General features: G+C 70.0%; 21 protein-coding genes, 1 tRNA gene and 1 pseudogene. 13 read left to right on the forward strand and 10 right to left on the reverse strand.

Going from position 1 to position 23,173, the window contains the following annotated elements; translation table 11 throughout:
• Positions 1-5: 5 nt before the first annotated feature.
• From AAW14_RS08010 to AAW14_RS08020, 3 genes are all read right to left on the reverse strand, one after another.
• Positions 6-680 (reverse strand): SCO family protein, encoded by a 675-nt coding sequence (locus AAW14_RS08010; RefSeq protein ID WP_265561362.1) that lies wholly within the window; start codon positions 678-680, stop codon positions 6-8.
• A 106-nt stretch (positions 681-786) separates the two neighbouring features.
• Positions 787-1,533, reverse strand: coding sequence for a YcnI family protein (locus AAW14_RS08015; RefSeq protein ID WP_265561364.1), 747 nt, complete (start codon positions 1,531-1,533; stop codon positions 787-789).
• A gap of 149 nt (positions 1,534-1,682) precedes the next feature.
• Complete coding sequence (locus AAW14_RS08020; RefSeq protein ID WP_265561366.1) at positions 1,683-2,504, reverse strand: hypothetical protein; 822 nt, start codon at positions 2,502-2,504, stop codon at positions 1,683-1,685.
• Positions 2,505-2,568: 64 nt separating this feature from the next.
• On the opposite strand from AAW14_RS08020, the gene AAW14_RS08025 reads away from it, so the two are divergent.
• Together AAW14_RS08025 and AAW14_RS08030 are read left to right on the forward strand one after the other, a co-directional pair.
• Positions 2,569-2,838 (forward strand): hypothetical protein, encoded by a 270-nt coding sequence (locus AAW14_RS08025; RefSeq protein ID WP_265561368.1) that lies wholly within the window; start codon positions 2,569-2,571, stop codon positions 2,836-2,838.
• Complete coding sequence (locus AAW14_RS08030; RefSeq protein WP_265561370.1) at positions 2,835-3,290, forward strand: ATP-binding protein; 456 nt, start codon at positions 2,835-2,837, stop codon at positions 3,288-3,290. The genes AAW14_RS08025 and AAW14_RS08030 overlap by 4 nt, the downstream gene beginning before the upstream one ends.
• A gap of 144 nt (positions 3,291-3,434) precedes the next feature.
• Here the strand turns inward: AAW14_RS08030 and AAW14_RS08035 are convergent, their stop codons facing one another.
• From AAW14_RS08035 to AAW14_RS08045, 3 genes are all read right to left on the reverse strand, one after another.
• The gene (locus tag AAW14_RS08035; RefSeq protein WP_265561372.1) at positions 3,435-4,832 is read right to left on the reverse strand and encodes a PLP-dependent aminotransferase family protein; all 1,398 of its coding nucleotides are present in this window, start codon (positions 4,830-4,832) and stop codon (positions 3,435-3,437) included.
• A gap of 90 nt (positions 4,833-4,922) precedes the next feature.
• On the reverse strand, positions 4,923-6,380 hold the full coding sequence (locus AAW14_RS08040) for an aminopeptidase P family protein (protein WP_265561373.1): 1,458 nt from the start codon (positions 6,378-6,380) through the stop codon (positions 4,923-4,925).
• Positions 6,381-6,490: 110 nt separating this feature from the next.
• Positions 6,491-8,008 carry a PP2C family protein-serine/threonine phosphatase gene (locus tag AAW14_RS08045; RefSeq protein ID WP_265561375.1) on the reverse strand — a complete coding sequence of 506 codons (1,518 nt, stop codon included), beginning with the start codon at positions 8,006-8,008 and terminating at the stop codon, positions 6,491-6,493.
• A gap of 481 nt (positions 8,009-8,489) precedes the next feature.
• Between AAW14_RS08045 and AAW14_RS08050 the strand changes: the two genes are divergently transcribed.
• Both AAW14_RS08050 and AAW14_RS08055 read left to right on the forward strand, forming a co-directional pair.
• Positions 8,490-9,155 carry a bifunctional DNA primase/polymerase gene (locus AAW14_RS08050; protein WP_265561376.1) on the forward strand — a complete coding sequence of 222 codons (666 nt, stop codon included), beginning with the start codon at positions 8,490-8,492 and terminating at the stop codon, positions 9,153-9,155.
• Between the two features lie 56 nt (positions 9,156-9,211).
• Positions 9,212-9,859, forward strand: coding sequence for a hypothetical protein (locus tag AAW14_RS08055; protein ID WP_265561379.1), 648 nt, complete (start codon positions 9,212-9,214; stop codon positions 9,857-9,859).
• 256 nt (positions 9,860-10,115) lie between these two features.
• Here the strand turns inward: AAW14_RS08055 and AAW14_RS08060 are convergent, their stop codons facing one another.
• The 3 genes from AAW14_RS08060 to AAW14_RS08070 all read right to left on the reverse strand — a co-directional run bounded on the left by AAW14_RS08060 (position 10,116) and on the right by AAW14_RS08070 (position 13,137).
• Positions 10,116-11,105 carry a DUF5926 family protein gene (locus AAW14_RS08060; RefSeq protein ID WP_265561380.1) on the reverse strand — a complete coding sequence of 330 codons (990 nt, stop codon included), beginning with the start codon at positions 11,103-11,105 and terminating at the stop codon, positions 10,116-10,118.
• Positions 11,106-11,591: 486 nt separating this feature from the next.
• On the reverse strand, positions 11,592-12,092 hold the full coding sequence (locus AAW14_RS08065; RefSeq protein WP_265561491.1) for an ATP-binding protein: 501 nt from the start codon (positions 12,090-12,092) through the stop codon (positions 11,592-11,594).
• Between the two features lie 235 nt (positions 12,093-12,327).
• Positions 12,328-13,137 carry a glycerophosphodiester phosphodiesterase gene (locus AAW14_RS08070; RefSeq protein WP_265561382.1) on the reverse strand — a complete coding sequence of 270 codons (810 nt, stop codon included), beginning with the start codon at positions 13,135-13,137 and terminating at the stop codon, positions 12,328-12,330.
• Between the two features lie 281 nt (positions 13,138-13,418).
• On the opposite strand from AAW14_RS08070, the gene AAW14_RS08075 reads away from it, so the two are divergent.
• From AAW14_RS08075 to AAW14_RS08095, 5 genes and pseudogenes are all read left to right on the forward strand, one after another.
• Complete coding sequence (locus AAW14_RS08075) at positions 13,419-14,912, forward strand: S1C family serine protease (RefSeq protein ID WP_265561384.1); 1,494 nt, start codon at positions 13,419-13,421, stop codon at positions 14,910-14,912.
• Between the two features lie 403 nt (positions 14,913-15,315).
• Positions 15,316-15,537: pseudogene (locus AAW14_RS08080) on the forward strand (response regulator transcription factor); the annotation flags it as partial.
• 430 nt (positions 15,538-15,967) lie between these two features.
• Complete coding sequence (locus AAW14_RS08085) at positions 15,968-16,561, forward strand: hypothetical protein (RefSeq protein WP_265561386.1); 594 nt, start codon at positions 15,968-15,970, stop codon at positions 16,559-16,561.
• A 110-nt stretch (positions 16,562-16,671) separates the two neighbouring features.
• Positions 16,672-16,756: transfer RNA gene (locus tag AAW14_RS08090), tRNA-Ser, on the forward strand.
• A gap of 805 nt (positions 16,757-17,561) precedes the next feature.
• On the forward strand, positions 17,562-18,668 hold the full coding sequence (locus AAW14_RS08095; RefSeq protein ID WP_416223272.1) for a sugar ABC transporter substrate-binding protein: 1,107 nt from the start codon (positions 17,562-17,564) through the stop codon (positions 18,666-18,668).
• A 116-nt stretch (positions 18,669-18,784) separates the two neighbouring features.
• Here the strand turns inward: AAW14_RS08095 and AAW14_RS08100 are convergent, their stop codons facing one another.
• Positions 18,785-19,660, reverse strand: a complete 876-nt coding sequence (locus tag AAW14_RS08100) for a bifunctional DNA primase/polymerase (RefSeq protein ID WP_265561390.1) — start codon at positions 19,658-19,660, stop codon at positions 18,785-18,787.
• Positions 19,661-20,013: 353 nt separating this feature from the next.
• On the opposite strand from AAW14_RS08100, the gene AAW14_RS08105 reads away from it, so the two are divergent.
• From AAW14_RS08105 to AAW14_RS08120, 4 genes are all read left to right on the forward strand, one after another.
• Positions 20,014-20,325, forward strand: a complete 312-nt coding sequence (locus AAW14_RS08105) for a hypothetical protein (protein WP_265561392.1) — start codon at positions 20,014-20,016, stop codon at positions 20,323-20,325.
• A gap of 227 nt (positions 20,326-20,552) precedes the next feature.
• Complete coding sequence (locus AAW14_RS08110) at positions 20,553-21,467, forward strand: bifunctional MaoC family dehydratase N-terminal/OB-fold nucleic acid binding domain-containing protein (protein WP_265561394.1); 915 nt, start codon at positions 20,553-20,555, stop codon at positions 21,465-21,467.
• Positions 21,464-21,889 (forward strand): acyl dehydratase, encoded by a 426-nt coding sequence (locus tag AAW14_RS08115; protein WP_416223267.1) that lies wholly within the window; start codon positions 21,464-21,466, stop codon positions 21,887-21,889. The genes AAW14_RS08110 and AAW14_RS08115 overlap by 4 nt, the downstream gene beginning before the upstream one ends.
• The gene (locus AAW14_RS08120) at positions 21,886-23,052 is read left to right on the forward strand and encodes a lipid-transfer protein (RefSeq protein WP_265561396.1); all 1,167 of its coding nucleotides are present in this window, start codon (positions 21,886-21,888) and stop codon (positions 23,050-23,052) included. The genes AAW14_RS08115 and AAW14_RS08120 overlap by 4 nt, the downstream gene beginning before the upstream one ends.
• Positions 23,053-23,173: the final 121 nt, after the last annotated feature.

Consider the following 23,173-nt stretch of genomic DNA (forward strand, 5'->3'; position numbering starts at 1 on the left):
TCGGTTCACGGGTTCTCCCCCTTGATGATCTTGGGGAGGTCCTTGGTGTAGTCGTCGACGGTGGCGTTCTGGCCGTAGACCAGATAGCCCCCGTCGGTCTTCGGCGAGAACGCGATGACCTGGGTGCCGTGGGTGGAGACGACCTTGCCGTCCTTCTGCTTCTGCGGTGCCTCGATGCTGATGCCGAGGGTGCGGGCACCGGCCTGGATGGTGGAGAAGTCACCGGTGAGACCCACGACATCGGGATCGATGCCCTTGAGCCAGGTGCCGAGCGCGGAGGGGTTGTCGCGCTCCGGGTCGGTGGTGACGAACACGATCCGCAGCGAGTCCTTCTGCGCCTGGGTCAGCTGCTTGTTCTTCTGCAACTCCTTCTTCGCGACGGCGAGGTTGTTCATCGTCAGCGGGCAGACGTCGGGGCAGTGGGTGTAGCCGAAGTAGATCAGCGTCGGCTTGCCCTTGGTCTCGGCACGGAGGTCGTACTTCTTGCCGTGGGTGTCGGTGAGGACCAGGTCCGGCTTCTCAAACGGCTGGTCGAGCACGGTCGCGGCCTTGCCCGAGCCGGACTCGGCGGAGACCTCGGCGACCGGCTTGTCGCCGCTGTTGCCGGACCCGCAGGCGGACAGGGTGAACGCGGCGGCGGCGAGAAGGGCGGCAGCGGCGAGCGTCTTCTTCTTGTGCATGGAGAGATGTCCCAGATGTGAGGGCTCCGGCGAGCGCCGGGGTCGTACGCGATGCGTCACGGCGATGTCGTACGACCCCGGCCCGCGTCCGGAGACGAGTCGTGCCTCAGGCGTTGGTGGTACGCCGACGGCCGGCCAGGACGCCGTACGCCACGCCCGCGGCGCCGACGAGGATGCCCACGATGCCGAGCACACGGGCGAGGGTGTCGCTGCCGCCGGTGGAGGCCGTGGCCGCGGTGTCCTTGGCGGTCGTGGCGGAGGCGTCCTCGGCCGTGGAGCCGTGGTGGCCGGACGGGGAGGCGGCGGTCAGCTCGAGCGCCGGGGCCGGGTTCTCGGGCTCCGCCCGGCCCGCCTGCTGCGGCTCGATCCAGCGGACGACCTCGTTGTCGGAGTACGTCTGCAGGGCCTTGAAGACGAGATGGTCGGTGTCCTCGGGCAGCGGGCCGACCGAGAGCGGGAACTTCTGGAAGTAGCCCGCTTCGATGCCCTTGCCGGTGGCGTTCCAGGTGACCTTGGTGACGGCCTCGTCGATCTTCCGTCCGTGCAGCGTGAGCGGCTTGGCGAGCTTGGCCTTGGTGACCTGCACGGTCCAGCCGTCGACCGGCTGCGGCATCACCGAGGCGAGCGGGTGGTCGGCCGGGAAACTGACCTCCAGCTTGGTGGTCGAGGCGTTGTCGCGCTCGTTCGGAACCTTGAAGTCGACCGTCGCGTAGCCGCCCTTGGCGGCCGTGCCCTCCGGCTGCACGGTGACGTGCGCGAACGCGGGCGCGGACAGAACGAGGACGGCCGATGCGGCGGCGGCACCGACGACGGCGACGCGGGAAGCCTTCAGGGAACCCTTGATGGCCTTCATGGAAGGAAGCACTCCACTCCGAGTGAGAGTCCGTTGACGAAGAGAGGTACGCGTGCGCGGCATCGGCCATCTCGGGGCGCAGCACGGGCACGCGCGCGTGCCGCGCGACGGCGGTTCCTTCGCAAGGACGAGGGGAGCGGCGCGTCGCGTCAGGCAGCGAGGACGAGAGGAGCGCAGGACGGCGGTCCGCGCCGGATCACCGTGTGCTGCAGTGCGGTCGTCCGCGGCTTCGACGGGACGTGGAACGCGGTGCGCGGAACGCGGAGCCCCGCCGCGGGTGCCCCGGGGAGCCCGGCCAGCAGGGCGCACACAAGAGCGCACGACGACCGCAGGGATCGTACGAGCGCCCCCTCCGAGACTCCCTGCGCCGACAGCCGCATGAGCCGCAGCAGCGCCATGTCCCCCCGGCGCAGCACCCACCCGGCGGCCACCGCCGCGAGGACGTGGCCGAGCAGCATGGGCACGGACGGCAGCATCGGCCACCAGGAGCCGGCCGTCATCGGCAGGGCGTCCGCCGGATGATGCATGGCGGCCGTGTCCGCGACCGTGGTGAGCCGCGCGTCGACGAGGATCTTCTGGGCCTGAGCGGGGGAGATCGCCGCGGCGGTGGTGCCGCACAGGATGTGCGCGGCCCGGGCCACGAGCGTGGCGTCGGCCGTGGACATCGCCTTCGACGTCATCGCCGGGGCACCGGAGTGCTGCCCGAGCCCGTACAGCGAGTGCAGCAGCACCTGACCCACCGCGAGGACCGCGGCGATGCCCGGCAGCGAGCGCTCCCGCCCGGCGAGTACGGCGGCCACAGAGAACACGCCGAGGAAACCGGCGCCCAGCGTCCACAGCGGAACAGGGGCGCAGGAGGCGATGCCGTGCCCTGCCGCGGCCAGCACGACGCAGACCGCGGCGAACACCGCGGCCCGCAGAATCCGGAGATCGCATCCGGCGCGTGTCGTGCGCTGGTCGGGGGCACTCATGGCGGCCTCATCATCCCACTGGGTCCGTCGGCGCCGTACGGCAGGTCCGCAAGGTGGTGTTCGTGTGGCAATCATGGTGATCGCGGTATTCACAGTGATCGCGGTGATCGCGGTGATCGCGTTAATCGCGACAAAAGTGACAACACGACAAAAAGTGCAGAAAGGTCGCGAACTGGACGATCGCATTCCGGTGATGGCTGCGCCCGCATACACCGAACCGCGCTCCGGCGCATCCGCCGTACGGGCGGGATCTCGTCGCTCGGGCGATTGCGAACGGGTACTCGTGGCAATACGTAACGGTATGTCGAGCCGCGGCCAGGAGGCTGGAGCATGAGCATCTGGTGGTCACTCCATCTGCGGCGTGAAGCTGCGAGCGTGCCGCTCGCCCGACGGCTCCTGCTGGGCACGATGGAGACCGCGGGCGTCGACCCGGACATCTCCTACGACCTCTCCGTCGCCCTGAGCGAGGCCTGTGCCAACGCGGTCGAGCACGGGGGCGACGCAGCACACGGCGGTATGTCCGAGGCGTACCGGGTCACGGCCTACCTCGACGGTGAGAAGTGCCGCATCGAAGTCGCCGACTCGGGCCCGGGCTTCCCCTCCGGCAGACCTCGGAACCTGACGCGACCGGCCCGCGCCGACGCCGAGCACGGCCGGGGCCTGTGCCTCATCCAGGAACTCGCCGACCACGTCCACATCGGCAACAAGCCGGACAAGGGCGGGGCAGTGGTGAGCTTCGACAAGATCCTCAAGTGGAAGGCGGACACACCCCTGATGGCCGTCTAGTGCCGGGTGCCTTATGGCCGCGGCCGGAGCCCAGGGGGAGCGGGGTGCCGCTCGCGGGGGAGCCGCTCGAGTGGCCGCTGTTCGCGGACTCCCTTCCGCGGGCGGAGGATTCGGGCGCCTCAACCCCCGCATCCGCCCCAGTACCTAGAGCGCCTGATCCCCCTCCAGTATCCGCCCCAGCACCTCGAGCGCCTCCGGATACGTCCTCTCCCGGGGTGTCCCGTACCCCACCACCAGCCCCTGCGGCCGGTCCTCGCCCGCCGTGTGCCAGTGGTCGCCGAGCCGTCCCACCGCGAGCCCCTCCGCCTCGGCACGCGCCACTGCCGCCTCCTCGTCCGGGACGTCGACCAGCGCGTGCAGCCCTGCCGCGATCCCCCGGACGCTCCAGCGCGCCCCCAGACGGTCCAGGAGCTGGTCGCGCCGGCGCCGGTAGCGCAGCCGGCACGCGCGGATGTGCCGGTCGTACGCATGACTGTCGACGAAATCCGCGAGGGCCAACTGCCCGAGGGACTCGGTGTGGTGGTCGCTGTGCAGCTTGGCGTCGGCCACCGCGTCCACCAGGTGCGGCGGCAGGACCATCCAGCCCAGCCGCAGCGCGGGCCCGAGCGTCTTGGAGGCGGTGCCGAGGTACACGACGTGTCCCGGCGCCATGCCCTGGAGCGCGCCGACGGGTTGCCGGTCGTAGCGGAACTCCCCGTCGTAGTCGTCCTCGACGACCAGCCCGCCCCGCGCGCGTGCCCAGTCCGTCAGCGCCCGCCGCCGCTCCGGGTGCAGCGTGACCCCGGTGGGGTACTGATGAGCCGGCGTGACCACGACGGCCGCCGCATCCCCCAAATCCCCGGCGCAGGCGCCTCGTTCGTCCACGCGCAGTGGCACCACGCTCCCGCCGTTGTACCGCACCACGTCCCGGTGGAACGGCAGCCCCGGGTCCTCCATGGCGACCGCCGCGCCGCCCAGCACGCGGGTGAGGAGAGCCAGCCCCTGCACATACCCCGATGTGATCACGATCTGCTCGGGCGGCGCGATCACCCCCCGCGCCCGCCCCAGATACCCGGAGAGCGCCCTGCGCAGTTCGATCCGGCCGCGCGGATCTCCGTAGTCGTACGCGCGTGAGGGTGCCGTCGCTATCGCGCGGCGCAGCGCCCGCAGCCAGGCCGCCGCAGGGAAGGCGCCGACGTCCGGGCTGCCGGGCCGCAGGTCGAAACGCGGGGCACGCGCGCGTGGAGACCCGTGGGGCGCCGCGGGCACCTGTGAGGGGAGCCGGGCGACCCGGGTGCCCGAGCCCTGGCGCGCCGTGAGGTACCCCTCGGCCACCAGCTGGTCGTAGACGGCCTTCGTCGTGCCGCGGGAGACGCCGAGGTCGGCCGCGAGCCGCCGCGTCGCCGGAAGTCGCGTACCGGGTGTGAGCCGCCCGTCCCGTACGGCGTCCCGCAACGCCCGCTCCAGGCCGGCCCGTCGCCCGTCGGCGGCGTCCGGCTCGAGGTGCAGGTCGACACCGACACAGGACCAGAAGTCGTCCGCGGAGCCGGGACCGGAAACCAACGAAACCCCCCGTATGTCACACGAATGGCCGGGCACCCTGCATCGGTACCCGGCCGTTCACTTCCGTATCAGCCCTTCACGGACGCCACATCAGCCCTTCAGGGACGCCATCCACGTCTCGACCTCGTCGGAGCGCCGCGGAAGGCCCGCCGAGAGGTTCCGGTTGCCGTCGTCCGTCACCAGGATGTCGTCCTCGATGCGCACGCCGATGCCTCGGTACTCCTCCGGGACGGTCAGGTCGTCCGCCTGGAAGTACAGGCCCGGCTCCACCGTGAGCACCATGCCCGGCTCCAGCGTGCCCTCCACATACGTCTCCGTCCGCGCGGCCGCGCAGTCGTGGACGTCCATGCCGAGCATGTGGCCCGTGCCGTGCAGGGTCCAGCGACGCTGCAGGCCCAGCTCCAGGACACGCTCCACCGGGCCCTCGACCAGGCCCCAGTCGACGAGCTTCTCGGCCAGGACGCGCTGTGCGGCGTCGTGGAAGTCGCGGTACTTGGCGCCCGGCTTCACAGCCGCGATACCTGCCTCCTGGGCCTCGTACACGGCGTCGTAGATCTTCATCTGGATCTCGCTGTAGGTGCCGTTGACCGGCAGCGTGCGCGTGACGTCCGCCGTGTAGTACGTGTGGGTCTCCACCCCCGCGTCCAGCAGAAGCAGGTCGCCGGAGCGGACCGGTCCGTCGTTGCGCACCCAGTGCAGCGTGCAGGCGTGCGGGCCCGACGCGCAGATGGAGCCGTAGCCGACGTCGTTGCCCTCCACGCGCGCGCGGAGGAAGAACGTGCCCTCGATGTAGCGCTCGGAGGTGGCCTCCGCCTTGTCGAGGACCCTCACCACGTCCTCGAAGCCGCGCACGGTCGAGTCGACGGCCTTCTGCAGCTCGCCGATCTCGAAGGCGTCCTTGACCAGCCGCATCTCGGAGAGGAAGACCCGCAGCTCCTCGTCGCGCTCGGCGGTCACCTTGTCGTGCAGCGACGCCTCGATGCCGGCGTCGTGGCCGCGGACCAGCCGGACCGGGCCGGTGGCCTCCTTCAGCTTCTGGGGCAGCTCGCGCACGTCCGAGGCAGGGATGCCGTGCAGTTGCTCAGCCTCGGCCAGCGAGTGGCGGCGGCCGACCCACAGCTCGCCCTGGCCGGAGAGCCAGAACTCGCCGTTCTCCCGGTTGGAGCGGGGCAGCAGATAGATCGTCGCCCTGTGGCCGTCCCCGGCCGGTTCGAGGACCAGGACGCCGTCCTCGGTCTGGTTGCCGGTGAGGTACGCGTACTCGACGGAGGCGCGGAAGGGGTACTCGGTGTCGTTCGAGCGGGTCTTCAGGTTGCCCGCGGGGATCACCAGACGCTCGCCAGGGAAGCGCGCGGAGAGCGCGGCGCGGCGGGCGGCGGTCTCGGCGGCTTGGGCGATCGGCTTCAGGTCGCGCAGCTCGGTGTCGGCCCAGCCGGCCTTCATGTTCTCGGCCAGCTCGTCGGACACGCCCGGGTACAGGCCGTTCTTGCGCTGCTTGATCGGCTCTTCGGTCTCTTCCGGGGTCTCCGGAGTGAGCTCGTCCGCCACGGTCATCCTCCTTGGATACGGCACTGGGCCTCCCCCATCGTACGGTCGTACGGAAGGGGGCCCAGGGCCGGAAGGCCTGTTACCGGGCACTCACACGCGGGGCTCCGGACTCACTCGAACCGCGCCGCCAGCAGCACCACGTCCTCCGTGCTCTCCATCTGGTCCAGCCCCTCCGGCAGCACCGTCCGCAGGATGTGGTCGGCGACCGCTCCCGGGTCGGCGCGCACCGGCCTCGGTACGCTCGCGGCCGCCGCGTGCAGCCGGGCGAAGGCACGGTCCAGGGGGTCGCCGGTGCGCTGCAGCAGTCCGTCGGTGTAGAGCAGGACGGTTTCGCCGGGTTCCGCGGTCAGTTCGACGCTCGGCGCCTCCCAGCAGGCCAGCATCCCCAGGGGTGCCGACAGCGATGTCTCCACGAACTCCGTGCGCCGCCGTCCGATCAGCAGCGGCGGGCTGTGCCCGGCCCCGGCGAGGGTGAGCTTGCGCAGCTGGGGCTCGCAGTAGGCGAACAGGGCGGTGGCCGAGCGAGCCGGTTCGGTGAGCCTCAGGAGCAGCTCCAGGTCGGAGAGGACCGCCACGGGATCCTCCCCTTCCATCACGGCGTAGGCGCGCAGCGAAGCCCGCAGACGGCCCATTGCGGCGACCGCGCTGGGCCCCGACCCGGTGACGGAGCCGACCGCGAGACCGAGCGCGGCGTCGGGCAGCGGCAACGCGTCGTACCAGTCGCCGCCCCCGCGTGGACCGGTGCGGCGCCGCGCGGCGAGCTGGACGCCGGGGACCCTGGGCAGCCGGGCGGGGAGCAGTTCCTCGGAGATCGTCGCCATGCACGCGCGCGTGCGCTCGATCTCGACCATCCGCGCCACGTGCTCGGCGGCGTAGCGGGTGTACAGACCGGCGAGGTAGCGCTGGCGCTCGACCGGTTCGGCCGGTTCGTCGTAGAGCCATACGGCGGCACCCAGGCGGTCGGCCGTCTCCGTGGACAGGGGGAGCGCGTAGCTGGCGGCGTAGCCGAGACGGGCGGCCACCTCGCGGTGGCGGGGGTCGAGGCCGTCCTCGGCGAGCAGGTCGGGTTCGGCGATCTCGCGCTCACCGCCCGGCAGCCCGTCCAGGATCCTGCCGTACGACATGGAGCTGCGCGGCACGGTCTCGATGTGCCCGAGGTCGGCACGGGCCAGGCCGAGGCCGATCGTGGTGTCGGGGCCGAGTCCGTCGTGCGGCTCCAGGACGACGAGACCGCGCCGGGCACCCACGAGGGCGGCTCCGGCACGCAGCACTTCCTCGAGCGTTTCGGCGAGTGAGTCCGTACGCGCCAGGCGCTCGGTGAGTTCGTGAAGAGTCGTGAGGTCCGAGACCCAGCCGGCGAGGCGGTCCTGGAGGAGGGCTCCCGGGCCGACGACGGACGGCGAGGTGGCCGAGGGGACGTCCGTGGCGGCAGGCGTCGGCGCGACAGTGTGTGCGGGCGATGGAACCGTTGAATCGATTCCAGCCACTTTCGGAGGGTGAGGGGCGTTCATGGCGTCCGGCTCTCGGACCGGCGCGTATTGCTCGATAGCATCGCAAACCCCCATGTCAATCTGCGCCGCTAGCAGTGTCTCCACATGTACACGCACTCGAGAGGGGATGTCCAGCATTGTCCTCTTGGGATTCCTGGTGTCCGTGGGGCATTCCTACTCTCTTACGCGCCAGCAAAGTTGGCTTAAAACTGCCTCGGGTATCGCCGTATTGCGGTCGACTGGCCTTGTTCGACGGAGCGTCACAGCGGTCGTGATGGGTACGTACTCGGTGAAGGCCAGGGGTGGCTGGGGACCACCCGGAACCTGGCGCAGGACCCGGGCGTCTTAACCACCGATGACCGAGCCCCATCCTCCCGTGGTGGAGGCGGCGAGTAAGAGCGGGACGGCAAATCGCCAGGCGCCGCCACCCCACGCCATGCCCATGCTTGTGATGGGCGCAGTATGGACGCGGACGCAGCCAACGCTCGGCCCATAGGGGTTCCCCCTGTCCAGGACAGGGGTGTGATGCGCCAGCAGGTACGCACAGTGAAGTGATCGACACATGGTGTGATGTGGTCCTCGGTGTTGCCAGGCGTGCAACGGAAAGGAACGAGCGCTCATGCGCGAGATCCTCGGAAGGCGACGCAGGCTCCTGTCCAGGCGGAATGACGGGAGGCCTGACATGATCAGCGCGGCCCTGACCTTCGCGACGGAATGGCAGTGGCCCGTTCTCCCGGGTGTGGCCCCGGACCCGCGGGGGCTCGCCCGCTGCGGATGCCCTGACCCGGAGTGCACGGTGCCCGGCGCGCACCCCTTCGATCCCGGGCTGTTCGCGGCGACCACCGACGAGCGCATGGTGCGCTGGTGGTGGTCCAACCGGCCGTCCGCACCGATCGTGATGGCCACCGGGGGCAGGGCGCCGTGTGCGGTGAGCCTGCCTGCCCTCGCGGCCTCGCGGGCTCTCGCCGCACTTGACCGTCAGGGCATGCGCCTCGGCCCGGTGGTGGCGGCACCGCACCGCTGGGCGATCCTCGTGGCGCCGTACTCCATGGAGCAGTTGGGCGAGCTGCTCTACGCCAAGGACTTCGTCCCCGGGTCGCTGCGCTTTCACGGCGAGGGCGGCTATCTGGCGCTGCCCCCGTCCGGGACCGGCCACGGCGAGATCCGCTGGGAGCGCGCGCCGCTGCCCGGCTCCGCCTCGCCCTGGGTGCCCGATGTGGAGGCGGTCGTGGACGCCGTCGTGGAAGCCCTCACTCGTACGGGTGTGAGCGCCCCCGAGTTGTAGGGGTGTCGGGCGCGCGGCGGACAGGGCGCCCGTGATCGGCGGATATCTTCGGCCTCATGCTGATTCGTCCTGGGGGACGCGGGAATCTGGGGCACGAGAGCGACGCGCCGGGCCGTGGCCGGCCCGACCCCCGCAGGGTGCGATTGCTCGCGCTCATGGGCGTGGTGACGGTCGTGGCCGCACTGCCGATCGCCGTCGCGTCCGCCGGACCGGTGGGCGACAGGTCCGCCGTGCCGGTCGGGGACGAGGCCGCGGGGCCGCTCGGCGACGCGGGCCGCGCCGCGACCCGCGCACCCGCGCACGATGACGCGAAGAGGCCGGTCTCCTCCGGCTCACCGATGCTGGGCACCGGTCTCGCCACCGCCGTCCGCTGTGGTCCCCAACTCTCCTCCCTCGACGGCATCGAGGCGCAGACCTGCGTCGTGACGCAGGGGCGGGAGACCTGGGCGCGCACGTACTACCGCAACGCCACCGGTGCGACGCTGAGTTCCGTCCTGAGCTTCATGGGGCCCGGTGGGCGCAGCGTCGAAATGCACTGTGCGGTGAGCGCCGCGGACGATCCGGAGACCTGTGAGACGCCACGGCAGCACGTGGTGGGTGACACGGGGGCGTACTCGGCCGTCGCGGAGTTCGCCGGGGGCGACGGGAGCGGGCCGCTGCTGCTGCGCTCGGGAAGTGACTCCGTCGAGCCGGATGGACAGTAACTCTACGGTCCAGCAGGGCAGTTGAGGACACCACGGTGACGGAGCGCCTGCGGACATGGAAAGACCCGGTTGCTGGCGACGGGGGATGCACCAGCAACCGGGCTACTGGAACCGTAACAAGAGATCGGCGGTTCGCAAATTCGATCTCGGCTATTCGGACACGGATTTACCCGTCACAACGACGACTTGTGACAGGAGTCACCCGCGACGAGACTCCTGCACCAGCTGACCGGTCGGTCAGCCGAAGGGCTGTGCCTCAGCTGAGCGTCACCTGTCGGTTGGTCAGCCCGCCGCGTGCCCGGCGCTCCTCCGCCGTGAGCGGTGCGTCCGACGCCAGGGCAGCCGCGAGACGCTCTGCGAACTCGGCCGCCGGCTTCTCGACATCGTCCGCGCTCATCCCGCTCGGCAGGTCCCAGACCGGCACGGTGAGCCCGTGCGCGCGGAAGGAGCCGACCAGGCGCGTGCCTTCGCCGAGGCTCGACCGCCCGGCCGCGTGCAGCCGCGCGAGAGCGTCCAGAAGCTGCTCCTCGGGGTGCGGCATGACCCATCGCAGATGGTTCTTGTCCGGGGTCTCGCACCAGTATGCGGCGTCCACGCTCTGGAGCTTGACGGTGGGGATGGCGGCCGCGTTGGCCCGCTCCAGGGAGGCGGCCACCTCCGGCGTCGCATGCTCCGCGTCCGGGACCCAGAACTCGAAGCCGCTGTGCACGACTGGCTCGAAGGTGCCTTCCGGGTCGAGCAGATCCTGGAGCCGCGGGCTGTCGGACGGCGCGCGGCGGCCCTGGACGGGGGTGCCCGGTTCGGCGGTGAGGGCGCGCTGGAGGGTGTCCGCGAGGTCGCGGCTGATGTCGCCCGACGCCGTGTCGTTCTGCAGGCCGAGCAGGACCGAGCCGTCGTCGCGGCGCAGCGCGGGCCACGCCATCGGCAGGACCGTGGCCAACGTGACCGCGGGGACGTCTGCGGGGAGGCCGCCCCTGAGCTTCAGCTCGACGGTCGCCGCCGGCACCAGCTCGCGCAGCGCCACCCAGTCGCACTCGCCGGGAAGCCCCTCGAACGGTCGCTGCACCAGCTCGGTAACCGCGTGCGCGGCCTCACGACCGTGACACGCCTTGTAGCGGCGGCCGCTGCCGCAGGGGCAGGGCTCCCGCGCGCCGACGACCGGAATGCTCCCATCAGCGCCTACGGCGCGGGCACCCTCGGTGAGCTGCGGGCGCTTGGCCTTGGTCTGGGTTCGCTTCTTGGCCATCGTGGGTGTCTCCCGGTTACGGCTCGTTTCGTACTGGCGCGAGCCTAGCCGTTTGTACGACGCCCGAAGGGATCCTGTGGACAACGCACCGAGTCGTCGCCGGAACGGGCTTCGCTCCAGGTCGGCAACATCTGTCCGAGGGCGTCGCGGCGTCCTACGAGCGTGTCGGGGACGGTCCTGGCCGTCCCGGTCGGTCCGGGCTCCCGGCCCGGGCTCTCCCGGCTGGTTCGGGCTCTCCCGGCCGATTCCGGCGCTCTCGGGGCGGACCGCCTGGGCGCCGGGGCGGAGACCATGATCCGAGCCGTTTCCGTCTGAGCCGTTTCCGTAGGAGCCGTCTCGGTCCGAGCCGTCTCGGTCCGAGCCGTCTCGGTCCGAGCTGTCTGGGTCGGGACCGTCTCACTCGGGCGGGACCGTCTCACTCGGGACCGTGGCAGGGACCCGCTTCACTCGGGGTCCGTCTCGCTCCGTACCGTGGCACGGGCCGTCTCAGTCGAGGTTGTCGAACGCGTCCGCGAAGTCCAGATCGGGCAGCTGCGCCACGGAGGGCGCTGTGACGCGCGTAGCGAAGTCGTCGCGACGGTGCGCCGAGACGGCGTCGTCCTGGACGACGACCCAGACCGTGACCTCGCCGTGGACGTCGTCCCGGACGCCCCAGTCCTTGGCCAGTGCCGTGATGATGTTCAGCCCGCGGCCGCCGCGGGCGGTGACCGAGGGTGTCGAGGGAACGGGACGAGTGGGGCCCCCGCCGTCCGTCACCTCGACCGTGAGCCGACCGGAGGTGTCCACACGCCACGCGGCGCGCACGTCCCCGTCCCCGGTCAGGCTGCCGCCGAGTGGTCTGCCATGGCGACACGCATTACTGAGTAGTTCCGAAAGGATCAATACGGCATCGTCGATGACCGTTTCCGACACGCCGCCCGTACGCAGTTGATCGCGCATCCGGTGTCGTGCCTCCCCCACGCCCGCAGGACCATGGGGTACGGCCATGCTCGACGACGTGGGCACCTCCTGTGCCACCACCAACGCCACCCCCGAGACCTCCTTCGCCCCACGCCACGGTGTGGATGCCCCATAGGACTGGACCGGAAACCGACCCCTGTCCGTCCACCGACGCACTCGTCCTGGGCGAACACTTTCTGAACGCGCCGGAGCACTCTCCGTAATCATCCGGCGGGATCCCAGCCGCTTTGAGGAGGAATGCGCAGGGGAGGGCGTGCGCAGCTCAGCGGTCGAGCCGGCGCAGCACCGCGCGCGGGCGGTTGGTGATGATGGCGTCGACACCCAGCTCCACGCAGAGATCGACGTCCTCGGGCTCGTCCACCGTCCATACGTGCACCTGGTGACCGGCCCGCTTCAGCCGCTGGATGTACGCCGGGTGGCTGCGCACGATCCGCATCGAAGGGCCCGCGATCCGGACACCCGCGGGCAGTCGTCCGTCGCGCAGACGAGGTGAGAGGAACTGCAGCAGGTAGACCGTCGGCAGGTGCGGGGACGCGGACCGCACTCGGTGCAGCGAGCGCGCCGAGAAGCTCATGATCCGTACCGACGACTCGCTCGGGGACTCCGGGGCGTCCAAGCCGAATCGCTTCAGCAGGATCAGTAGCCGTTCCTCGACCTGCCCGGCCCAGCGAGTCGGATGTTTCGTCTCGATGGCCAGGTCGATGGGGCGTCCGGCGTCGGCGACGAATTCGAGCAGACGCTCCAGCGTGAGGACGGAGGTGTCCTCGGGGTCCTGCGGCCGGTGCTCCCAGTCGGGCTCCTCGTCGCGGCTCTTCCAGGAGCCGAAGTCCAGGGCGGCCAGGTCGGCGAGCTCCAGGGCGGAGACCGCGCCGCGGCCGTTGGACGTACGGTTGACTCGCCGGTCGTGGACACACACGAGGTGTCCGTCCGCGGTCAGCCTGACGTCGCACTCGAGGGCGTCGGCACCGTCCTCGATCGCCTTCTTGTACGCGGCCAGGGTGTGCTCCGGGGCCTCTTCGGAGGCTCCCCGGTGGGCGACCACCTGGATCGGGTGCTGTCGTGCATGGGTCACCGCGTCATGGTGCCACCGTCAGAGGGAAAGTGTGGGGTCGGAAGGCGACGCCGGAGCATCGGCGAGGTGTCGGGAATGCAGATTTTTGTTCGGAAAGGTCAGATATAAAGGTAGGTCAGGGACCCACAGCCACCGCTTATGGTGCCCTGACGTCCCGTGGGAAAAGCTTGACGGCGTACAAAAGGACATGCACAGCTGAAGCGCGCCCGACGCCGCGCAGGGCGAATGAGTGTGGCCGAGTGCGACCCAAGAAGAACAGCCGTGGAACGAGGAGAAGAGCTGTGAGCACCGAGAACGAGGGCACTGCGGTACCCCCGGCCCCGTCTGCACCTCCCGTGCCGGTGGACGCTCCCGCTTCCGCGTCGGGCGTGACCCCCGAAGGACACGCGTCGCCCGCGGGGACGCCTGGTGCGTCCGCGGGGACGCCTGGTCCCGACGCGGGCAGCGCTCCGCCGGCGGGGAACGCGCCGGGCGCTCCGCAGCCGGAGCCGTCGACCGCCCAGCTCCCGCCCGTGCCGCCGGGGCACGGGGCCGCTCCCTCGGCGTCCGAGGCGGGCTGGCCGCCGCCTCCTCCGGCCACCCCGGGGTACGCGGGCGGCGGCGGAGCGGGCGACGTCTGGGGCGCCTCCTACCAGGCGCAGGCGCCCAAGCCGAGGAACGGCCGCGGCGGACTGGTGGCCGCGGTCCTGGTGGCCGCGCTGGTCGCGGGCGGCATCGGCGGAGGCCTGGGCTACCAGCTGGCCAAGAGCGACGACTCCAGCGGTTCGACCACCGTCTCCGCCGCCACCACCGGAGGCGACGTCAAGCGCGCCACCGGCTCGATCGCGAACGTGGCCGCCAGGGCGCTGCCGAGCACCGTCACCATCGAGTCCGAGAGCTCCAACGGCCAGGGCGGTACCGGCACGGGCTTCGTCTTCGACACCCAGGGCCACATCATCACCAACAACCACGTGGTCGCGGACGCCGTCAACGGCGGCAAGCTCACGGCGACCTTCCCCGACGGCAAGAAGTACGACGCGGAGATCATCGGGCACGCGCAGGGCTATGACGTCGCCGTCATCAAGCTCAAGAACGCCCCGTCCGACCTCAAGCCGCTCGCCCTCGGCGACTCGGACAAGGTCGTGGTCGGCGACGAGACGATTGCGATCGGCGCGCCCTTCGGCCTGTCGAACACGGTGACCGCAGGCATCATCAGCGCCAAGAACCGCCCGGTGGCCTCCAGCGACGGCAGCTCCAGCAACAAGGCGTCGTACATGAACGCCCTGCAGACGGACGCCTCGATCAACCCGGGCAACTCCGGCGGCCCCCTCCTGGACGGACAGGGCGCCGTCATCGGGATCAACTCGGCGATCCAGTCCACGGGCAGCAGCGGTCTGGGCAGCAGCGGCCAGTCCGGTTCGATCGGTCTGGGCTTCGCGATCCCGATCAACCAGGCGAAGTACGTCGCCCAGCAGCTGATCAAAACGGGTAAGCCCGTCTACGCGAAGATCGGTGCCTCCGTCTCGCTGGAGGAGAGCACCAGCGGCGCGAAGATCACCGACCAGGGCGCGGGCGGCTCCGCCGCGGTGGAGTCGGGCGGTCCCGCGGACCAGGCGGGTCTGAAGCCGGGTGACGTGATCACGAAGCTCGACGACACGGTGATCGACAGCGGCCCGACCCTGATCGGCGAGATCTGGACCCATAAGCCGGGTGACAAGGTCACGGTCACCTACCAGCGGGACGGCAGTTCCCACACCGTCGACCTCACCCTGGGCGCTCGCGTCGGCGACAACTGAGCCCGAGGGGCCGCGCCGGGCAGCGTGATCCATGGTGACCCACGCGCGCGCCTGCCAACCCGTTGCTCTTGCCCCGCGCCGCCGATCACGGTGGACGCGGGGTGGGTTGCCCGCCGACCGACGCGACGTGAACCCGAATTACCTGGCGCAGGCCGCCTGATCAGCCCTCTGCCAGCAAGGCGACGATGCCGCCGCCGGGTTGGGAGACGACGAGGGAGAACGACGCGTCCGCGTACCCGCTGGGCGTTGACGGAGTCAAGCTCAAGGTCGAGCACTTGCCCCGGCGACCTTGACGCACCGCCGGTCTGGCTGTGGTCCTCCGCCACCGGCGCCATCCCGGCCGACGCCGACTTCGTCTGGTCGTGCTACCTGCGCAGATTCGACTGGAGCCGGGGACGGGGCCGAACCGCCCCCGGGCCTGGCCGCGTTGACCACGCGCGAGGTGGAGGTTTTGAAACTGACCGCGCGGGGGCTGTCCAACCTGGAGATCGCCGACGGCCTCTACATCAGCGAAGCGGCCGTCAAGACGCACCTGAACCGCACCATGACCAAGCTCGACCTGAACAGCAGGGCGCAGGCCGTCGTCGTCGCGTACGAAACGGGGCTGGTGACGCCGGGCGGTTGAGGCGCGTACGTCCATCGACGCCCAACCGAACGGCAAACGGGATCACTACCGCTCTTCAGGTCACCGTGACCTGCGAAAAGAGGTTGTGACACAGCTTCTCGGGGCCGCAACTGGGGACGCGGGAACCGGGGGGCGGATGTGAAGCTGGCGGGGTTGGGGGAGAGGAGTACCCAGCTCAAGCAAGCAATCGATTCACATGCGGTGATCAGGCCATTGGTGTGCTCATGGCTGTGCTCATGCTGCCTTTCAGGATGCTGCGACGCCATGCTGCCCCCGCCGACGGATGCGGATAGATCTGTATCCGAATTGTGAGTGCCCCATTACAAAGGGTGGTTATCCTCCTTTGCGTAGTTGGCGTCCGGTGAGGCTGGTGCGTGACGAGTTCCACCCACCGGTGGCCGGACATCGGCGAGGAGCTGGGGGGCGCGCCGTGAGCGGGGTCAGCAGTTGGTGGGGTGGCCTGCACGTCACTGTCAAGGGGGCGTACATCGCAGCGGCAGCAGCGATCATTGCTGCGATCATTGGTCTGTGGTCCGGTGCCTTTGGTGGCGAAAGCCATGGCGTCGGCAGCGCTGGTTCGACCGCTTCGCCTCTTGGTGGCGCGTCCGCTGCTGCGACGCCTACGGCGAGCACGGCGATATGTGGTGAGGGGTCCGGCGACGAAGTGACCATCGAACCCCGACAGCTGTCCGTCGCTTCGACAGGGACTCTCACGGCGAACGTCGCGTGCCGACTTCAGCCGGGATGGCACCTGCTCTGGATCGTGCAACTCGACGATGTCGGGACTCCCGACCCGCACCCCAACTACTACCAGCGGGATGACCTGGGGCAGCCCGGTAAGTACACCTATGAGGTCAACTTGTCGAAGGCGGCGCACGGCTCGGTGAGGAGAATGTACGTCGTCCTCATGGACGGGTCGGCCTATGATCAGATGAGCAAGAACCTCAATCGCGATGGATCCCGCCCCTCGTTGCCTAACGGTACTCGGCAGGTTTCCAACACGGTGCTGGTCGGTCGCTACTGACACCGTGAGCCAGAGCTGAGCGGTAGTGGACCCTGTGTGGACCACAGCCTCCGCACGAGGCCCGAGACCGGTACGCTGTACCCGCTCCGCCCCAGGTGGGACGGGGCGAAGGTGGGTTGCCCGAGCGGCCTAAGGGAACGGTCTTGAAAACCGTCGTGGCGCAAGCCACCGTGGGTTCAAATCCCACACCCACCGCACGAGTGACGGCCCCTGACCAGGCAAGACTGTCAGGGGCCGTTGTGCTGTTGGGTGCCCGCTCGTCACCGTGGTGCTCCGTGGTCTGCCGCGCCATCGGGCGCGGATGGGACACGGGTAGCTTCTGATCCGTAGCTCTGAGGAGATCGCTCAGCGAAGCTCATGTAGGTCGCGCCAGGGCCACGGGAGCCGCTGCCGGACGTTGTCGGCTTCTGGGTTGCTGTACTCACTGCTGTACGGCAGGCGGACAGCTCGGTGATCCGGCCCGCGACGGCATCGTATGCGGTGTGGATCTCTGGGAGCGCTGCCGTCTCGCCTTCCATCATCGTGCCGGCGTAGGCGGCCTCCAGCACGTACACACCCTCGGGCAAGTCCCCCGGCTGCGCACCTGTCGCCGAGAATGTGGTTCACCCCTGCTCCCTCGGTGAGAGGGGCCAACAGGCTGTGGAGCACCGAGCGTTGGATCTCCGGTCGGCGCTCCGCGACCTTCAGGTGCGCATGCAGGGCCGAAGCCAGGTTCTCACCGTCCTCGTGGCGCGTGAGCAGGCAACGCACTTCGTCGATCGGAACGTCCAACTGCCGCAGGGCACGGATCAGCTGCGTTGTCCGGACCTGGTCGCGCCGAAAGCAGCGGTAGCCGCTGTCATCGACGGCGATGTGAACGACATGTCTTAACCATCCTGTTGTCCTTACATCTTGACGTTCCCTGCTGATTCCGCGTTTGCTTCTGTCGCATGGGTTGCCATGATGTTCCCTCATTCGGAAGGCACCTGACGTGAGCGCTCCCACCACCTACAGGACCCCCGTGCGTCATATCGCGGTAGCCCTGGCCGCCTCCACGTCGGCTCTTGCGCTCGCCGCGTGCGGCGTCATCGACAACGTCGGCGGAAGCGGCAGCTCCGCATCCCCGAAGAAGGGCGACGACATCACAGTCGGGCTGCTCCTGCCCGACAAGGACACGGCGCGCTTCGAGAAGTTCGACCACCCCATCATCAAGCAGGAGGTCGCCTCCCTCACGCAAGGCAAGGGGAAGGTCGTCTACGCCAACGCCGAGGCGAGCCCGGCCACGCAGAGTCGGCAGTTCCGGCAGATGGTGGACAGGAAGGTCGACATCATTCTGGTGGACGCGGTGGATGCAACGGCCATCGCGCCGGATGTGCAGAAGGCCAAGGACGCGGGCATACCGGTCATCGCGTACGACCGGCTCGCGCAGGGTCCGATCGACGCGTACGTCTCCCACGACAACGAGCTTGTCGGCGAGGTGCAGGGCCGCTCCATCATCGAGGCGCTCGGCTCGAATGCGTCGAGCAGCAAGATCGTCATGATGAACGGCGACCCCGCGGACCCGAACACGGCGAAGTTCAAGGAGGGCGCCCTCGGCGAACTCCAGAACAGGGTCCAGATCGCCAAGGAGTACGACACCGACAAATGGTCGCCGGCGGTCGCCAAGGCGAATATGAGGAAGGCGATCCAGGCCATCGGCCTCAACAACATCGCCGCCGTCTACTCGGCCAACGACGGCATGGCGGGCGCCGTCATCGACGCGCTGAAGGAGGCGGGCGCCACCAAGATCCCGCCGGTGACCGGGCAGGACGCGAATCTGGACGCGGTGCAGCGGATCGTCTCGGGCGAGCAGTCCATGACCGTGTACAAGTCGTTCCTGGACGAGGCCACCAACGCCGCGAGGATGGCGGTGGACAAGGTCCAGGGCCGTGACATCCTGTTCGACGCGCTGACCCGGGACACGGTCGACAGCCCGACGAAGAAGAAGATCCCCGCGATGCTCGTCCCGGTGGTTGTCCTCACGAGGGACAACATCAAGGACACGGTGATCGCGGACGGCGTCTACTCCGTAAAGGACATCTGCACCCCGAAGTTCGAGGCGGACTGCGCGGCAATCGGCCTGAAGTAGCACCCGTCCTCCGCCGCGCGCCAGGGCGCCGCCGACTTCGAATATGCCGCCTCCCAGGCCACCGTCGGTCCCGTCATCCGGGCCTCTGCGCTGTCATCCGGGCCGTCCCTGTCCCGTCATCGCGGCCCTTGCCCCGTCATCCGGGCCGCCGACGCGATCGTCGAGCGGGCCTCGCGTTCCGTGAGGCCGGTGCGGACCGCCGCGTCGACCAGGGCGGCGGCCAGGTCGGGGCCGATGCCGTTCTCGTACGCCCGGCAGGCGGCCCAGAAGAGGCGGGTGTTGCGCTGGCCCTCGTGTGCGGCCAGGACGAACTGGACCAGGCCCTGGCCGTGTCGGCCCGTCGAGGAGGGTGTGGGGTGGCGTGTGCGCTGCGGAGGTGCGAGCAGACGCAGCAGGGCGGGTGGGCAGGGCGCGGGCGCCAGTTGGGCGGTGCCCGGCGCCGTGCTGTACACGCCGTGTTCGGTGCGCGAACCGGGGCCGACCAGATAGCCGCCGGCACCCCGGACGTCGATGCCGGGAGCCAGGCGGCTCGCCGAGTTCGGCACGACGACGTGCGGCGGGCCGCTCAGCCACAGATGGCGGCCGCCGCTCGGAGTCAGCACGACCACCGTCGCGGGGATGGTGAAGAGGTGGCGCAGCGCGAGTTCGCGCAGGGCGGCGGAGGAGTCGGTTCCGGACTTGGTGTCGAGGTCGATGCCGATCAGATGGTGGGGGTGCAGTCCGCAGGCGATGCCGTAGCCGGTGGCCCGGGGCGCGGCGGCGAACAGTTCGCGAATGCGGCGGGGGTCGGTGGAGGCGTCGTACACACCGTGTCCGAAACGGCCGCATTCGCCGTGGCAGGCGGGCGCCGTCGGATCGGGGTGGTCGTGGTGCGGGGAGCGCAGGGCCGGCAGCTTCGTCTTGGACAGCGGGATCACCGCCAGTCCCCGCTCCGCGGCGGACAGGGCATGGGCCAGGGTCAGGGTTGTGGCCTGCCGGTCGGTGGTGGCCATGACTCTATGCTCGTACATTTGTTCGAAGATGGGAAGGGGCTTTTGATGGGCTCGGCTGAACTGAGGGCTCGACGGGGGACGATCGGGGGCAGCGGTCGGCGGGCTCGACGGGGGACGGGCGCTCAACGCTCCGCTTCCAGGTGAGGAAGCGTAGTTAAAGGGGTTTATCGACGCATCCTCACGCTTGAGGGCGAATCACGGCTTCCAGGGTGATTCGCCGGGGTTCGGTGGGCAACTCTGAAGTCGCGACGTCGTGCACTGTCCGAGGCGGTCGGCCAACTGCCTTGGTGCAAGCCCCACTTCACGTACGCCCCGGCCGCGAGGCGGGTGCGTACCGGGTCTGGAGGAAACACATGGCAAGCATCCGTACCGCTCGCGTCCTGGCCGCCGTAGCGGCCCTGCCCCTGGCGGCCGCCCTCTTCACGGGCGTCGCCTCGGCGGACGACGGAGCGTTCGCGGACGACGGATCGAACGCGGCGGCCGCCGGCATCGGCCACAGCGGGGTCGGGCACGACAACAGCGGCAACTCGTCCACCACGCAACAGCAGGCGGTCGGCTCGCACGCCTCGAACCAGAGCAACACCGCTCAGGTGAACCGCTCCGCGTTCACGGCCATCGACCAGCGGAGCGAGAACCTGGCCATCAACTTCACCAAGCTGTGGTGAGCGATGGGCCGATGCTCCGTCATCGGCCCTGAACCTCCCTGCAGGGTGCGCTTTCCGGGTCATCACACGTCCACGCGGCGGTACTTCGGTGCCGCCGCGCGGGCGTTTTCGCTCGGCCCCGTGCAAGCGGTCCGGTCGCGTGCACCCCGGCTTCCCGGGATCGTCGCGACCTTGACACCCAGGGCTGTCTGACGGACAGTCAGAAACCCTGAGGGGAAGGGATGACGATGAGCAACGAGGGTGAGGAGGCGTTCGGCGCGCGGCTGAAGGCGTACGAGGGGCTGTCGGCCGCGGTCACGGGCGTCGGCAAGGACCCGGTCAACGTGCCGATGATCCGGCACTGGTGCGAGGCGATGGGCGACACCCATCCCGCGTACACCGGCCCGGACGCGATCGCCCCGCCCACCATGCTCCAGGTCTGGACGATGGGCGGCCTCTCCGGTCGTACGGGCCGCACCGGGGCGTACGACGAACTGCTGGGACTGCTCGACGAGGCCGGCTGCACCTCGGTCGTCGCCACCGACTGCGAGCAGGAGTATCTGCGCCCGCTGCGGCCCGGGGACGAGGTCACCTTCGATGCGGTGATCGAGTCGGTCTCGGACCGGAAGCGGACGAAGCTCGGCACGGGCTATTTCGTGACCACACGCATGGACGTACGCGTGGACGGCGAGCCCGTGGGGACACACCGGTTCCGGATCCTCAAGTATGCGCCCGCGCGCAGGGAACCCGGCGGGACAAGGCCCCGCCCGGTGGTCAACCGGGACAACGCCGGATTCTGGGAGGGCGTGGGCCGGCACCGGCTGCTGATCCAGCGATGCGTGGGCTGCGGCACCCTGCGCCTGCCCTGGCTCCCGGGGTGCAACGCGTGCGGCTCGCCCAAGTGGGACACGGTCGAGGCGAGCGGCGAGGGGACGGTGTACTCGTACGTCGTCATGCACCATCCGCCCTTCCCGGCCTTCGAACCTCCCTATGCGGTCGGGCTGATCGAGCTGGCCGAGGGCGTGCGGATGGTCAGCAACGTGATCGGCGTGGCGCCCGGCAAGGTGCGCATCGGCATGCCCGTGCGCCTCGCGTTCGTGCGGTACGACGAGGAGCTCGAGCTCCCGGTGTTCCGGGCCCGCGACGGGGAGGAGACGCGATGACGGCCGGTGGAGCGGGGGCGGGAGCGGTGCGGGCGGGGACACGGTTGCCGCCGCTCGAGATCGAGATCACACGCACGCTGATCGTGGCCGGGGCGATCGCCTCCCGCGACTACCAGGACGTGCACCACGACGCGGAACTGGCCCGCCGGAAGGGCTCCCCCGACATCTTCATGAACATCCTGACCACCAACGGCCTTGTCGGGCGGTACGTCACCGATCACCTCGGCCCGGCCGCGGTCCTGCGCAAGGTGGCCATCCGGCTGGGCGCGCCGAACCATCCGGGCGACACGATGGTGCTGACCGGAACGGTCGAGTCGGTCGAGGGGGACACGGCCACGGTCAGGGTGGTCGGGGCGAACGGCATCGGCCTGCACGTCACGGGCACCGTCACCGTCACCGTTCCGGAAGGGGGCGCCGGATGAGCGTACGGTCGAAGGACGCCCTCGGCGGACGGGCGGCGGTCGTCGGGATCGGGGCGACCGAGTTCTCCAAGGACTCGGGGCGCAGTGAGCTTCGGCTCGCGGCGGAGGCGGTGCGGGCCGCGCTGGACGACGCCGGGCTGCGGCCCGCCGACGTGGACGGCATGGTCACGTTCACGATGGACACCAGTCCCGAGATCACCGTGGCCCAGGCGACGGGGATCGGCGAGCTGTCCTTCTTCTCCCGGATCCACTACGGGGGCGGGGCGGCATGCGCGACTGTCCAGCAGGCCGCGCTCGCGGTGGCGGTCGGGGTGGCCGAAGTCGTCGTCTGCTACCGCGCGTTCAACGAACGCTCGGGCCGCCGCTTCGGCTCGGGGGTGCGGCATCGCGAACCGTCGGCGGAGGGAACGGCACTGGGCTGGTCCCTGCCGTTCGGGCTGCTGACCCCGGCGTCCTGGGTGGCGATGGCGGCCCAGCGGTATCTGCACACGTACGGCCTGTCGCCCGAGGCGTTCGGCCATGTGGCCGTCGTGGACCGTCGCTACGCGGCGACGAATCCGGCGGCGTACTTCTGCGGTCGGCCCATCACGCTCGCCGACCACGCGGCCTCGCGCTGGATCGTGGAGCCGCTGCGGCTGCTCGACTGCTGCCAGGAGACGGACGGGGGCCAGGCGCTGGTGGTCACCACCGCGGAGAGGGCCCGCGACCTGCCGCATCCGCCCGCGGTGATCACGGCCGCCGCGCAGGGCGCGGGCCGCGCCCAGGAGCAGATGACCAGCTTCTACCGGGACGACCTGACGGGGCTGCCGGAGATGGGCGTGGTGGCCCGCCAGCTGTGGCGGACGTCGGGGATGGGACCGGCGGACATCGACGTGGGCATCCTCTACGACCACTTCACGCCATTCGTGCTGATGCAGCTGGAGGAGTTCGGCTTCTGCGCGCCGGGCGCGGCGGCCGACTTCGTGGCCGCCGGGCGATTGCCGCTGAACACGCACGGAGGGCAGTTGGGGGAGGCGTATCTGCACGGGATGAACGGCATCGCGGAGGCCGTACGCCAACTGCGCGGCACGGCGGCCAACCAGATACCGGGCGCCGCCCGCACCCTGGTCACCGCGGGCACCGGCGTCCCCACCTCTGGCCTGATCTTGACGGCAGACCGATGAAGGGCACTGCTCCCGTACGCGTCCCTGAGGGGTGAACCCTCAGGCGTACGTACAAGACAGTCCACCTTCAGGAGGTGGATGCGGCCCTCCGCGTACAACCTGAGGGGGAGGCCGCTTCGGG

The sequence above is a fragment of the Streptomyces hygroscopicus genome, assembly GCF_026168105.1.
Taxonomy (GTDB): Bacteria; Actinomycetota; Actinomycetes; order Streptomycetales; family Streptomycetaceae; genus Streptomyces; species Streptomyces hygroscopicus_D.

Bases quoted from the DNA above. Each gene is read 5' to 3' on its own strand.
- AAW14_RS08105 (WP_265561392.1), top strand. From the start codon at position 20,014: ATGGCAAGCATCCGTACCGCTCGCGTCCTGGCCGCCGTAGCGGCCCTG.
- AAW14_RS08060 (WP_265561380.1), bottom strand. From the start codon at position 11,105: ATGGCCAAGAAGCGAACCCAGACCAAGGCCAAGCGCCCGCAGCTCACC.
- AAW14_RS08100 (WP_265561390.1), bottom strand. From the start codon at position 19,660: ATGGCCACCACCGACCGGCAGGCCACAACCCTGACCCTGGCCCATGCC.
- AAW14_RS08110 (WP_265561394.1), top strand. From the start codon at position 20,553: ATGAGCAACGAGGGTGAGGAGGCGTTCGGCGCGCGGCTGAAGGCGTAC.
- AAW14_RS08050 (WP_265561376.1), top strand. From the start codon at position 8,490: ATGCGCGAGATCCTCGGAAGGCGACGCAGGCTCCTGTCCAGGCGGAAT.
- AAW14_RS08015 (WP_265561364.1), bottom strand. From the start codon at position 1,533: ATGAAGGCCATCAAGGGTTCCCTGAAGGCTTCCCGCGTCGCCGTCGTC.
- AAW14_RS08065 (WP_265561491.1), bottom strand. From the start codon at position 12,092: ATGGCCGTACCCCATGGTCCTGCGGGCGTGGGGGAGGCACGACACCGG.
- AAW14_RS08055 (WP_265561379.1), top strand. From the start codon at position 9,212: ATGCTGATTCGTCCTGGGGGACGCGGGAATCTGGGGCACGAGAGCGAC.
- AAW14_RS08010 (WP_265561362.1), bottom strand. From the start codon at position 680: ATGCACAAGAAGAAGACGCTCGCCGCTGCCGCCCTTCTCGCCGCCGCC.
- AAW14_RS08115 (WP_416223267.1), top strand. From the start codon at position 21,464: ATGACGGCCGGTGGAGCGGGGGCGGGAGCGGTGCGGGCGGGGACACGG.
- AAW14_RS08120 (WP_265561396.1), top strand. From the start codon at position 21,886: ATGAGCGTACGGTCGAAGGACGCCCTCGGCGGACGGGCGGCGGTCGTC.
- AAW14_RS08045 (WP_265561375.1), bottom strand. From the start codon at position 8,008: ATGCTGGACATCCCCTCTCGAGTGCGTGTACATGTGGAGACACTGCTA.
- AAW14_RS08020 (WP_265561366.1), bottom strand. From the start codon at position 2,504: ATGAGTGCCCCCGACCAGCGCACGACACGCGCCGGATGCGATCTCCGG.
- AAW14_RS08030 (WP_265561370.1), top strand. From the start codon at position 2,835: ATGAGCATCTGGTGGTCACTCCATCTGCGGCGTGAAGCTGCGAGCGTG.